The organism is Streptomyces sp. NPDC015139 (assembly GCF_043079785.1).
In the GTDB taxonomy this organism is placed as follows: domain Bacteria; phylum Actinomycetota; class Actinomycetes; order Streptomycetales; family Streptomycetaceae; genus Streptomyces; species Streptomyces albidocamelliae.
In genome coordinates this window covers 29,446-41,703 of record NZ_JBIBUW010000005.1, presented here as the reverse complement: position 1 = coordinate 41,703, position 12,258 = coordinate 29,446, and the positions used below count along the sequence as shown (strand labels likewise).

Below are 12,258 nucleotides of genomic sequence, written 5' to 3'. Positions count from 1 at the left end.
AACAAGCCGTGCCGCAGGGCTTCTCACACGCCTTACCCGTCAGTACATTGACGCCATGTCTAATACGCAGGCCCGGCCGGTGGAGTCCGAGCGCATCGCGCTCAAGGCCCGCAACGTGTCCTTCTCCTGGGAGGACACACCGCTGCACTGGGTGCCGGGCGACCCGTTGTCCACGCACACCATCAACGTGCTGCACCTGCTGCTGCCCGCCGGGGAGCGGTGGTTCGTGCACGTCTACAAGCAGGTGCTGCCGCTGATCCGGGACGACCGGCTGCGGGAGGACGTCGTCGGGTTCATCGGGCAGGAGGCCATGCACTCCCAGGCCCACGACGAGGTCCTGCCGCACCTGCGCGAGCTGGGCCTGGACCCCACGCCGTACACCGCGCAGGTCGACTGGTTCTTCGAGAAGCTGCTCGGCGACCGCACGCTGCCGCCGGGCCGGGCCCGCCGCTGGTGGCTGCTGGAGCGGGTGGCGCTGATCGCGGCCATCGAGCACTACACCGCCTTCCTCGGCGACTGGGTGCTCAACGCGGCGGAGCTGGACCGGCGGGGCGCCGACCCGACCATGCTGGACCTGCTGCGCTGGCACGGCGCCGAGGAGGTCGAGCACCGCTCGGTCGCCTTCGACCTGTTCATGCACGTCGACGGCGGCTACCGGCGCCGGGTGCGCACCTGGGCGGCGGCCTTCTCGGCCCTGGTGTTCCTGTGGCAGCGCGGAGCCCGCTTCTTCATGGAGAACGACCCCACGCTGGTCGACGGCAAGGCGTCCTTCCGGGGCTTCCACCAGCGTGGCCGGCAGGGCACCCTGCCCGCCACCGGGGACATGCTGAGGTCCATACCGCGCTACCTCAGCCGCGGCTACCACCCCTCGCACGAGTGCTCCACCGCCCAGGCCGTGGCCTACCTGGCCGCCTCCCCCGCGGCCCTCGCCGCGGAAGGGCCGGTGGCGTGATGCCGAAGCCGCTGACCGTCGCGCTGGTCGCGGGCGCCGCCCTGCTGACCCGGCAGGCCCTGCGCCGCCGGATCCAGGTCTCCCCGCTGTGGCCGATGCCCGCCCTGGACCCGCCCGTCTCCGGCCGGCCGCGCTCGCGGGCGCTGCGGCTGCTGCTCACCTCCCACGAGACGGTCGCCGACGGGGTCGTACGGCTCCGGCTCGAAGGCACGGGGCTGCCGCGCTGGGAGCCCGGGGCGCACCTCGACCTGGTGCTGCCCTCCGGTCTGGTGCGGCAGTACTCGCTGTGCGGGGATCCCGGGGACGGCGACTCCTACACGGTCGCCGCGCGGCTGGTCGAGGACGGCCGGGGCGGCTCCCGCGAGGTGCACGAGCAGCTCGCCGAGGGCATGGAGCTGGACGTGCGCGGCCCGCGGAACCGCTTCCCGCTGGTGGCGGCCCCGTCGTACGTCTTCGTCGCCGGCGGTATCGGCATCACCCCGATCCTGCCGATGCTGCGTGCCCTGCCGGACGGCGCCCGGTGGCGGCTGCTGTACGGCGGCCGGACGCGGGCGTCGATGCCGTTCCTGGAGGAGGTGCGGGAGCTCGCCGGGGAACGGCTGACGGTGGTGGCCGAGGACGAGGAGGGACGCCCGGACCTGGAGGCCCTGTTCGCGAACACGACCGACGGGACGGCCGTGTACTGCTGCGGTCCCGAGGGTCTGATGGCGGCGGTGGAGGCGGCGCTGCCCGAGGGTGCCGCCCTGCACCTGGAGCGGTTCGCGCCCCGCACCGGCACCGGCGGCAACACGGCGTTCGAGCTGGAACTGCGCCGCTCCGGCCGGATCTTGACCGTCCCCGCGGACTCCACGGTGCTCGCCGCCGTACGGCGTGAGCTGCCGGACACCGCCTACTCCTGCGAGCAGGGCTTCTGCGGCACCTGCCAACAGCGGGTGGTGGAGGGTGAGATCGACCACCGCGATGAGCTGCTGACGGACGCGGAACGGCGTGATTCGATGCTGATCTGTGTCTCCCGGGCCGGGAGCGATCGTCTGGTGCTCGACATGTGATCACAGGCGGCTGAATTCGATCGGTAAGGTGTTCGCATGAGTACCGGGGTTCGCCGCAGGATGGGCGTCGACGAGCGGCGGCAGCAGCTGATCGGCGTCGCCCTCGAACTGTTCAGCCGACGCTCGCCCGACGAGGTCTCCATCGACGAGATAGCGTCGGCGGCGGGCATCTCACGCCCGCTCGTCTACCACTACTTCCCCGGTAAACTCAGCCTGTACGAGGCCGCGTTGAAGCGCGCCGCGGAGGATCTCGCCGGTCGTTTCGCGGAGCCGCACGAGGGCCCGCTCGGCGCCCGGCTGCTGCGGGTGATGCGCCGCTTCTTCGACTTCGTGGACGAGCACGGCCCCGGTTTCTCGGCGCTGATGCGCGGCGGCCCGGCGGTCTCGGCCGACGGCATCGGAGCGAAGGACCATGTCTCGGCCACCAACGCGCTCATCGACTCCGTACGGCAGGCCGCCTACGAGCAGATGCTCTCGCACCTCGGGGTGGCCGAGGCGTCACCGCGGCTGGAGCTGGTGGTCCGCTCCTGGATCTCGCTCGCCGAGTCCACGGCCCTGCTCTGGCTGGACGGCCGCCGGATCCCCCGCGCCGAGCTGGAGCTCCAGCTCGTGCACGACTTCGCCGCGCTGGCCGCGGTCGGCGCCACGCACGACGCGGACATCGCCGCGCTGCTGCGCGGCATGGCCAAGGACGAACCGGCCGACGGCCCCTTCGCGGAGCTCGTCGGCCGGCTGATCGCCCTCGGTTCCTGACCCCTAGCGGTCGAACTTCCGGTAGGACGGATCCAGGTCACGGATCTCGGCGGAGGCGTGCAGGGTGAACGCCGCGTCCGCCACGTGCTCGCGGAGCAGTTCCAGCGCGGCCTGTGCGAGCCTCTCCTTCGTCTCGTCGGCGCGTCCGGCGAGGAGCCCGATCGTCACGTGCACGATGGCGTGCCCGCGCGCCCCGGGGTCCTCGTACCCGAACACCGTGTACGCGCTCGGCCGGAACTGCGTCTTGCAGGCCTCCGGCTTCGCCGCCGCGATCTCCACGGTCGCCCCGTGCAGCGCCCGCGCGAACCCCTCGCGGTCGAAGGCGTTCTCCATGGTGTCGGAGTAGTCGACGGTGATCTGCGGCATGCGCGCTCCTGTTCTACGGCAACGGCCTCACCCTAGTTCCCGGCCCGGGTGAACACCGCGACGGTCCGCGCGGGCACGGTGAAGGTGCCCGAGCCCGCCGCGTAGGCGGAGGTCTTCACCACCGCGTCCGCGCCCGCCGCCTGCACCGGGTGCAGCCGGTAGTGCGCCCCGGCGAGGGAGCCGATCCGCTGCTCCTGCCGCTTCGGCGTGGCGTTGAAGACGACGACGAGGTCACCGAGCTTCATGGTGATCACCCCGGGCGTCTCGTCCTTGCCGGACAGCGGGAAGGACAGCTGGTCCTGCACCTGCGCGGCCGTACCGAGGGAGAACGCCTTCTCGCTCGTACGGATCCTCAGCAGTTCCCGGTAGGCGGCCGAGGCGCCGGTGATCTGCGGGCACCCGACCCGCACGGAGCCCAGCAGCGGCTTGGCGTACTCCCACTTGGACTCGTTGTCGGCGGCCATGGGCAGCCCGCGCCCGAAGCCGTTGCCGTCGGCGCAGTTCCAGTGGATGGCGTTGAACCAGTCCCCGCTGTCGAAGGAGTTGCGGTCCAGGGACTTCGAGCGCAGCAGGTCGGTGCCCGCCTGGGAGAGGGCAGGACCCTGCGACAGGGCGGCCGTGGCCATCGCCAGGACCTGCATGCGGGCCCGGTCGGACGCGGAGGTGTCCTTCGGGAGCTTGTAGGTCAGGGCGTCGAACAGCGACTCGTTGTCGTGCGCGTCCACGTAGGCGAGCGCGTCACCGGGTGCGTCGGCGTAGCCGGCGGGCGCGCCGTTGTAGTCCACCTGGGCGCCGGTGACGTCCGTGCCGCCGGTGTCCGTGAACCGGTACGCGGCGAGGTTGCCGCTGAGACCGACCTTGATCAGGTCCTGGTAGTGCAGCAGCCGGGCCTTCTGCTCCGCCTCGGTGCCGTTGGCCGTGGACGCGTTGGGGTCGGTGTACAGCCCGGACGCGAAGCCCTGGACGCCGGGGTCGGAGTCGAAGGGACCGCCGCCGCGCACCGCGTCGCGGGCACGGTCGGAGAAGGTGGCGATGCCGGTGCCGGCCATGTTCTTCTGCGTGGCCTGCACGAAGCGGGCGTCGTCCGCGACCTCGCCGAAGTTCCAGCCCTCGCCGTACAGGATGATCTTCTTGCCGTCGACGCCGTCCTTGGCCGGGGTCAGCGCGTCCAGGGCCTTGCGCACGGCCAGGATGTTGGCCTTCGGGTGGTGGCCCATGAGGTCGAAGCGGAATCCGTCGACCTTGTACTGCTTCGCCCAGGTGACGATCGAGTCCACGACCAGCTTGCCCATCATCGTGTTCTCGGTCGCGGTGTTGGCGCAGCAGGTGCTGTTGGCCACCGAGCCGTCGGCGAGCAGCCGCTGGTAGTAGCCGGGCACGATCCGGTCCAGGACGGAGGTGTCCGCCTGGCCGGCGGCCGCCGTGTGGTTGTAGACGACGTCCATGACGACCCGCAGGCCGTCCTGGTTGAGCGCCTGGACCATCCGGCGGAACTGGACCGTGCGGGCCGTGCCGTCGGGATCGGTGGCGTACGAGCCCTCGGGGACCGTGTAGTGGTACGGGTCGTAGCCCCAGTTGTAGGCGTCCTTCGCGGCGGCCTTCGCCACGCACTCCTGCTGCTTGCCGGAGTCGGCCGGGTAGGAGGCGAGGTCGCAGTCCGGGACGGCCTGGTCGGCCTTCTTCTCGGGGACGGTGGCGATGTCGAAGGCGGGCAGCAGGTGGACGTAGGACGTCCCCGACTTCGCCAGTGCCTTCAGGTGCCTGGAGCCGTCACTGTCCTTGTCGGTGAAGGCCAGGTAGGTGCCCGGGTGCTTGGAGGTGCGGTCCCCGACGGAGAAGTCGCGGATGTGCAGCTCCTGGATCTGGGCGTCCTTCAGCGGTACGGCCTTGGGCTTGTGCAGGGCGGACCAGCCGCCCGGGGCGAGGGACCTGTCGTTCAGGTCGACGACGAGGCTGCGCTCGGAGTTCGCGGTGAGCGCGACCGAGTACGGGTCGGTGACCTTGTTGGTGACCGTCCTGCGGACGCTGGGCGCCCACACCTTCACCACGTACCGGTAGGGCTTGCCCTTCCAGGACGCGGGGCCGGTGACGGACCAGACGCCGGTGGCGGCGTCGCGGTGCATGGCCTTGAGCGAGCCGTCCAGTTCCAGGGAGACGCTCTGGGCCGTCGGCGCCCACACGGCGAGGGTCGGCCTGCCGTCGTGGAAGGCCGGGCCGAGCTTCGCCTTGGCCGCGCCCGGGTACAGGTCGTCCAGCACGCCGGCGATCTGCACTCCGGTGGCGGCCAGCACGGCGCCGTTCGCGGCCCGCTGCGAGGCCACCAGCTGGCCCTTCAGGGCGGTACGGACCCGGTCGCGGTCGCGCGGGTCGACGGACCAGGCGGTGTAGTCCTTCAGGTGCGGGAACTTCGCCTTCTGGGCGTCGGTGAGCGTGGCCTTCTCCAGCCGGATCCAGTGCTCGTCGTCGCTGGTGAGCGTCCCGTCCTCGACGGCGATGGAGCCGTCGCGGGAGTACAGCAGCTGGGTGGAGGCGGCGCCGTCCGCGCCGTTCCAGGCGACGGTGTCCCGGTCGATCCAGACCGCCTTGGAGGTGGTCAGGTCGAGGGCGGCCGCGCTGCCCGCGGGCTGCGGCAGCAGGTACTTCTCCTGACCGTTCAACAGCCACACCTCGTGGCCGTTCGCCTTGAGGTCCAGCGACTGGTCGGTCGGGAGATCCTTGTCGTCGCCCTCGTGGATGATGTAGCTGAGGCTGGTGGCACCCTCGGTGAGCGGCACCTCGAAGACCGCGCCATAGGCATCAGTCTTCACCGGCTTCAGCGGGTTCGACCAGTCGGTGGGGTTCGCGGCACCCGTCCAGACGTGCAGGCCCCAGCCGTCGTAGTTCCCGTCGGCCCGGTGGTAGTGGAGGACCGCCTTGGCCTTGTCCTGCGCCGGGTAGTCGGGCCGCTGGGTGGTCACGTCAGGCTTGCCCTGCTCGATCCAGACCTCACCCGTCTTGGTGACGTCGATCGTCCGGTCGGCGGAGACGTCCTTGTCGCCGTCCTTGTCGATGACCAGGAAACCGACGTTGGAGGCGCCGGGCTTGAGCTTGACGTAGGCGAAGGCGCCGTAGGCGTCCCGGCCGGTGAAGGGGTGGCTGGCGGGCCAGTTCGTGGCCTCGCCGTCGGCGAGGTCGCCCCAGGCGTACAGGCCCCAGTCGGCGTAGTCGCCGTCGGTGCGCTTGTAGTGGACGATCGCGTAGTCCCGGGAGGACGCCGTGGGAACCTCCGGGGCGGGCGGGGTGCCGGTGCTGCTGCTCGCCGTGGCGCTCGCGGTCCGCCCGGCGGAGTCGATCACGACGGCCTTGTAGCGCAGCGCGGTGCCGGACGGCACGTCCTCGCCGATGGTCTGGGTGACCTTGTAGGGGGCGTGGTCGGCGGAGCCGAGGGTGCGCCACTCGCCGTTGCCCACCTGGGCGGCGAAGACGACCCGGTCGAGCTGCCCTGCGCCGGTGTCGGCGGCGAGCTCGACGGTTCCGGTGGCGCCGGCGTCCGGGGCCTTGAGGGTGACCGTGGGCTTGGCGGCGGGCTCGGCGAGGGCGCCGGCCGCCTTGTAGACGACGGCGGAGCCGGCCGGGACGGTGACGGTGATCTTCTTGTCGCCGTCGGTCTTCGCCGTGGCGTCCGTGCCGTAGATCCCGCGGTACGTCATGTCGGCGGAGCCGGTCGCGAAGGTGGCGTCCTTCGCGTCACTGGCGTTGTTGAAGGCGACGACGTACTCCTGGCCGGACTTGGCGTCCGTACGGGTGAAGGCGTAGACGCCGGAGCCGTCGGCCGCGTAGCGCTCCGTCTGGACGCCGTCCGTCAGGGCGGGGTTGGCCTTGCGGAGCCGTGCGAGGTCGGCGATCTGCCGGTAGAGGGGCGCGCCGGTGTCGTACGCGTCGCTCGCGTGGGTGCGGCCGGTGCCGATCTCGTCGTCGTCCAGGTAGTCGGCGACCTTGGAGGCGAACATGGTCTGGCGGGCGTCCTTGTCGCCGCCGGAGCCGGTGAAGCCCTGCTCGTCGCCGTAGTAGACGACCGGGTTGCCGCGGCTGAGGAACATCAGCTCGTTGGCGAGCTCGTCCTTGCGCAGGATCTCGGCGTCGGTCGCCTTCGGGTCGTCCTGCTTCAGGAAGTACCCGATGCGGCCCATGTCGTGGTTGCCGAGGAAGGTGACCTGTTCGTACGCGTTGGCCTTGTCGGTCGTGTACTTGTAGTCGTCACCGAAGACGCTCGCCAGCCGCCGGGCGCTGCCGCCCTGGGAGGCGTAGGCGCGGGCCGCGTCCTGGAAGGGGAAGTCGAGGGTCGCGTCCAGGCGGCCCTGGGTGACGTACGGCGAGGTGAGCGAGGTGTCGGCGGTGTAGACCTCGCCGAACATGAAGAAGTTCTTCCGCCCGTGCGCCGCCGCGTACTTGTCGAGCGCGGTCGCCCACTGGGTCCAGAACTCCATGTTCACGTGCTTGACGGTGTCGATGCGGAAACCGTCGATCGCGAAGTCCTTCACCCACCGCTGGTAGATCTTCTCCATGCCGTGGACGACCTCGGGACGCTCGGTCCACAGGTCGTCCAGGCCGGAGAAGTCGCCGTAGGTGGTCGACTCGCCGGCGTACGTCGAGTCGCCCCGGTTGTGGTACATCGTCGGGTCGTTCAGCCAGGCCGGGACCTTGGACTTCTCGGTGACCTTCGGGGTGCGCGGGAAGGAGCCGGCGTCGACGGCGGGGAACTTCTTCCGGCCGTCGGCGTAGTCGGCGTCGTCGAAGGGCCGCCCGTCCTCGGTCAGATACGGGAAGGCGCCCTTGGAGAGGTAGTCGTAGGTCTTCTCCTTGTAGTCGACGACGTCCGCGGTGTGGTTGGTGATGACGTCGAAGAAGACCTTCATGCCCTTGGCGTGCGCCTTGGCGATGAGGTCCTTGAGGTCCTTGTTGGTGCCGAAGTGCGGGTCGACCTGGGTGAAGTCGGTGATCCAGTAACCGTGGTACCCGGCGGAGGCGTTGGCGCCCGAGCCCTGCACCGGCCGGTTCTTGAAGATCGGCGCCATCCAGATGGAGGTGGTGCCGAGGCCCTTGATGTAGTCGAGCCGCTTGGACAGGCCCTTGAGGTCGCCGCCCTGGTAGAAGCCCTTGTCGGTGGGGTCGTAACCGGTACTCGTCCGGGAACCGGTGAGTCCGCCCCGGTCGTTCGAGGTGTCCCCGTTGGCGAAACGGTCCGGCATGACGAAGTAGAACTGCTCGCGCGTGTCGTCGTGCCGGGCGGGCTGGGCGGCGAGCGCGGCGTCCGACGGCGGTGCGGGCGGGGTGGCGGCGTGGGCCGCGAGGGGCTGCACGAGTGCGGCCGCGAGGGCGGCGGCGGTGACAGCCGCCGCCCTTCTCACACGGGGGGTTCGGCGCGTGGGGGGCGCCGGCCATCTCGGTATCACAGGCGGGAACTCCTTGCGATTACGGCTCTGTCGGGTCCGACCCCTACGCCGCGGCACGGCTTCACTGCCGGGCGCCCGCGCGACCGTACCCCCCAACGAAAGGTTTCAGCAAGGGTCTTGAAACCGACGGCAAGAATTTTCAACCATCTTGTCCAGCACCGGACCTTCCCTGGGCGCCTGTCATTGACCGTTCAACACCCGGCTCTTTGACCGTTCAACGGCTCACAGCGTCCTGTGGGCCGGCCACCTCACGGGTGACCTGCGACGATCCGGGCGGCCCGGGTTGCGGCGGGTCGTGGGCGGAGCGAGCGTGGAGAGAGGGACGGCTGCGACAGCGCAGGCACCGCGAGCGGTGCCGGGAGCGGACGAGGGCACCGCGTCGACGCACGACCGAACCGCCCCGTTGTCCCGCTCACGGCGTACGGCGTTCCGCGCACCGGCGCGCCCCTTCGGACCCGGGTGACCCCGGCGATCCGGAGGGACGCGCGCAAAGCCCTGGAATCCAGCGGAGAAGCACAAGGGGAGCGGCGAGAGCGATGGTGAACGGACCAACGGGCAGGCAGCCCTTCGGAGAGCACCCGGAGAGAGCCGATGCGGGCATCTCCAAGCAGACGGCCGAGTTCACGGGCCGGTACCTGATCCTGCTGGACCAGGACGAACCGGAGCGCGGGATGGAAGCCCTGCGCAGCTCCGTCGGCATCTCGTCCATCGAGCGGGTCGGCGGGGCGGAGGCGGTCGGCGCCGCGGAACTCCTCCAGCACCCGGACGTCTCGGTGGTGTTCGACGAACTCGGCGTCGCGGTGGTCTCCGCGCAACCCGACCAGCGTCACGCGCTGGTGACCACGGCGGAGGCGGAGGCGCACATCATCGCGGCGGAGCCGGAGCGGGTGGCGTACGCCTCGGTGATCACCGAGGCCCGGCAGACACTGACCGGGTTCTATCCGGCCTACCGCAGCGACGAGACGGAGGTCGACCACCACACCCGGGCCCAGGTCGCCGCCGGCCTGGGGCCGGCCTGGGACGAGTACCAGCTGACCTGGGGCGTCCAGGCGACACGGGCCAACTGGTCCCTGCTGACCGGACGGGACGTGAAGATCGCCGTCCTCGACACCGGAGTGGACACCGACCACCCGGACCTGGTCGGCCGCATCGAGGACACGGCGTCCTTCGTCCCCGGCCAGAGCGTGGAGGACGGCAACGGTCACGGCACGCACTGCATCGGCACCGCGGCCGGTCCGGCCGAGCCCGAGACCCTGCGCTACGGCGTGGCCGGAGGGGCACGGGTGCTCGCGGGCAAGGTGCTCAGCAACCGCGGGACGGGCCCCGACGGCCAGATCCTCGCCGGCATCGCGTGGGCGGTGTCCCGGGGTGCCCGGGTGATCTCCATGTCCCTCGGCTCACCGGTCGAGCAGGGCGAGCTGTTCCCGCAGACCTACGAGACCGTGGCCCGGCGCGCACTGCAACGCGGCACGGTGATCGTCGCGGCAGCGGGCAACGACAGCCGCCGTCCCGGTTTCGTGGCGCCCGTCGAGCGGCCCGCCAACTGCCCGTCCATCCTGTCCGTGGCCGCGCTCGGCAAGGACCTGGCGACAGCGTGGTTCTCCTGCGGGGGCATCAACGGCGCGGGCGGTGAGGTGAACATCGCGGCGCCCGGGGTCGAGGTGTTCTCGGCCGCTCCCGACGGCAGTTACGCGTCGATGGACGGCACCAGCATGGCGACGCCCCATGCCGCCGGTGTCCTCGCGCTGCTCAGCGAGGCACACCCGGGCGCCTCCGCGGCCGATCTCAGCGCGCGGGTGCAGTCCATGGCGCATCCGTTGCCGCAGTCCGGTCGGGACGTCGGCGCGGGTCTGCTCCAGGCACCATGAGCCAGGCACCGGGCTCCGCTCCGGTCGGGGTCGTCGTCGCGGTCGACCCCGACCGGTACGCGCAGACAGTCGACGCCATGCGCCGGGTCGGACTGGCGGTCACCGGCGAACAGCCCGTGCTCGGCTCGTTGTCCGGAACGATCGCCGAGGACCTGATCCCGCTGCTGACGGCCGTCGAGGGGGTCGAGTCGGTGGACCGGGAGCGGATCGTGCGGCTGCCACCGCCCGGCTCCACGCCCCGGTAGCGCACGCCGGGCTGCTCCGATCGGCGGCTCCCGGGCGGGTAGCACGGGGCCCGGCCGGGTGAGCGGCCGGGCCCCCGCGCGGGTCAGCAGCTCGACTTGCCCGCGTAGACCGCCAGCGCGGTGTTGGCGGCCAGGGTGGCGGTGAGCTGGCCGGAGGAGTTCACGGTCACCGTCGTGTTGTTCTGGACGTTGCAGTACGTGCCTGCGGGCAGGGCGGTCTGGTAGGTGCGGGTCAGGGACGTGGACTCGTGGTTGATGGCCACGTACCCCTTCGCGCCCCGCCCGAAGGCGATCGCGTTGTTGCCGTTGTCCCACCAGTTGGAGACGGCCTGGCCGCGCGTCGCGTTGCGGAAGGCGACCATGCGGATGATCTCCGGCCAGGCGTGCTGGCACTTCCAGCCGTCCTGCCAGCAGGCGTTCACGGCGCCGCCGTTGGGCGGTCCGGCGTCCGCGTCGGACCACTCGTAGCCGGAGTTGACGTCCGGGGCGCCGTAGGGCCAGGCGAGCATGAAGACGTTGGCCAGGGTGTAGTTCGCGCCGGACTTGTAGTTGAGGGTGCTGCCGTTGCGCTCGGTGTCGTGGTTGTCGACGAAGACCCCGGCGACGGAGCTGTTCAGATAGCCCCAGCCCTCGCCGTAGTTGGTGAGGTAGGCCAGTTTCTCGCTGGTGAAGACCCGCTTGAGGTCGTAGGCGTAGCGGAACTCCTGGACGTCGCCGTTGCCGGTGTACTCGGTGGGCTGGACGGCCTCGCCCGCGCCGTAGATGACCTCCTGCTTCCAGTAGGCGGACGGGTTGGTCAGGCGGCTCTTGATGTTCGCCAGGTCACCGGCGGGGATGTGCTTGGCCGCGTCGATACGGAAGCCGTCCACGCCCAGGGTGAGCAGGTCGTTCATGTAGCCGGCGATGGCCCCGCGGACGTACTCCTCCCCGGTGTCCAGGTCGGCGAGGCCCACGAGTTCGCAGTGCTGGACGTTCCAGCGGTCCGCGTAGTTCGACACCTGGGAGGTGCAGTCGTCGAAGTCGTGGCTCGAGTACAGCCCGGGGTAGTCGTACTTGGTGTACGACGAGCCGCCGGTGCCGGTGCCGCTGCCCGCCGACATGTGGTTGACGACCGTGTCGACGACGACCTTCACACCGGCCGAGTGGCAGGTGTTCACCATGTTCCGGAACGCGGTGCGGTCGCCGAGCCGGCCCGCGATCTTGTACGACACCGGCTGGTACGACGTCCACCACTGCGAGCCCTGTATGTGCTCGGCGGGCGGGGAGACCTGCACGTAGCCGTAGCCGGCGGGGCCGAGGGTGCCGGTGCACTCCTTGGCGACCGAGGCGTAGTTCCACTCGAAGAGGACGGCGGTGACGTCCTTGGTGCCGGGCGGGGACGCCTCAGCGCTCGTCGGGTTCATGCCAACCAGGAGGCCGGTGGCGAGGGCCAGCACCGCGGGGAGGGTTCTGCGTGCCATGTGGGGGTCCTTCGTCCTTGAAGGCTTGGGGAGGCCGCTGAAGGCGCTTGCTGAAATGTTTCAGCAAACTTGCGGTGACGCAGATGTTAAAGGCCCGCTGCCGGAAAGGCAGCGGGCCGGTGTGAAGTTGATG

General features: G+C 70.6%; 8 protein-coding genes. 5 read left to right on the top strand and 3 right to left on the bottom strand.

What is annotated here, in order from left to right; genetic code table 11:
• The first annotated feature begins 55 nt into the window (after positions 1-55).
• From ACF08B_RS15105 to ACF08B_RS15095, 3 genes are read left to right on the top strand one after another with little or no spacing between them, the layout of a single operon-like run.
• Positions 56-952 (top strand): metal-dependent hydrolase, encoded by an 897-nt coding sequence (locus tag ACF08B_RS15105; protein WP_392317759.1) that lies wholly within the window; start codon positions 56-58, stop codon positions 950-952.
• A complete protein-coding gene (locus ACF08B_RS15100) occupies positions 952-2,001 on the top strand; it encodes a PDR/VanB family oxidoreductase (protein ID WP_392317758.1) in 1,050 nt (349 codons plus the stop codon). Before ACF08B_RS15105 ends, ACF08B_RS15100 begins: the two co-directional genes overlap by 1 nt.
• Positions 2,002-2,037: 36 nt before the next feature.
• Positions 2,038-2,754, top strand: a complete 717-nt coding sequence (locus tag ACF08B_RS15095; protein WP_392317757.1) for a TetR/AcrR family transcriptional regulator — start codon at positions 2,038-2,040, stop codon at positions 2,752-2,754.
• A gap of 3 nt (positions 2,755-2,757) precedes the next feature.
• Here the strand turns inward: ACF08B_RS15095 and ACF08B_RS15090 are convergent, their stop codons facing one another.
• Positions 2,758-3,120 (bottom strand): 5-carboxymethyl-2-hydroxymuconate Delta-isomerase, encoded by a 363-nt coding sequence (locus ACF08B_RS15090; protein WP_392317756.1) that lies wholly within the window; start codon positions 3,118-3,120, stop codon positions 2,758-2,760.
• A 32-nt stretch (positions 3,121-3,152) separates the two neighbouring features.
• On the bottom strand, positions 3,153-8,552 hold the full coding sequence (gene pulA / locus ACF08B_RS15085; RefSeq protein ID WP_392317755.1) for a pullulanase-type alpha-1,6-glucosidase: 5,400 nt from the start codon (positions 8,550-8,552) through the stop codon (positions 3,153-3,155).
• A 536-nt stretch (positions 8,553-9,088) separates the two neighbouring features.
• Between pulA and ACF08B_RS15080 the strand changes: the two genes are divergently transcribed.
• Entirely contained in the window at positions 9,089-10,420 is a 1,332-nt protein-coding gene (locus ACF08B_RS15080; protein ID WP_392317754.1) for a S8 family serine peptidase, read from the top strand.
• Positions 10,417-10,665 carry a hypothetical protein gene (locus ACF08B_RS15075; RefSeq protein WP_392317753.1) on the top strand — a complete coding sequence of 83 codons (249 nt, stop codon included), beginning with the start codon at positions 10,417-10,419 and terminating at the stop codon, positions 10,663-10,665. Before ACF08B_RS15080 ends, ACF08B_RS15075 begins: the two co-directional genes overlap by 4 nt.
• Positions 10,666-10,748: 83 nt before the next feature.
• Here the strand turns inward: ACF08B_RS15075 and ACF08B_RS15070 are convergent, their stop codons facing one another.
• On the bottom strand, positions 10,749-12,125 hold the full coding sequence (locus ACF08B_RS15070) for an alpha-amylase family protein (protein WP_392317752.1): 1,377 nt from the start codon (positions 12,123-12,125) through the stop codon (positions 10,749-10,751).
• Between the last annotated feature and the right edge of the window lie 133 nt (positions 12,126-12,258).

Excerpts from the sequence above, each read along its gene's own strand:
- ACF08B_RS15075 (WP_392317753.1), top strand. The coding sequence starts at position 10,417 with ATGAGCCAGGCACCGGGCTCCGCTCCGGTCGGGGTCGTCGTCGCGGTC.
- ACF08B_RS15070 (WP_392317752.1), bottom strand. The coding sequence starts at position 12,125 with ATGGCACGCAGAACCCTCCCCGCGGTGCTGGCCCTCGCCACCGGCCTC.
- ACF08B_RS15080 (WP_392317754.1), top strand. The coding sequence starts at position 9,089 with ATGGTGAACGGACCAACGGGCAGGCAGCCCTTCGGAGAGCACCCGGAG.
- ACF08B_RS15095 (WP_392317757.1), top strand. The coding sequence starts at position 2,038 with ATGAGTACCGGGGTTCGCCGCAGGATGGGCGTCGACGAGCGGCGGCAG.
- ACF08B_RS15100 (WP_392317758.1), top strand. The coding sequence starts at position 952 with ATGCCGAAGCCGCTGACCGTCGCGCTGGTCGCGGGCGCCGCCCTGCTG.
- ACF08B_RS15105 (WP_392317759.1), top strand. The coding sequence starts at position 56 with ATGTCTAATACGCAGGCCCGGCCGGTGGAGTCCGAGCGCATCGCGCTC.
- ACF08B_RS15090 (WP_392317756.1), bottom strand. The coding sequence starts at position 3,120 with ATGCCGCAGATCACCGTCGACTACTCCGACACCATGGAGAACGCCTTC.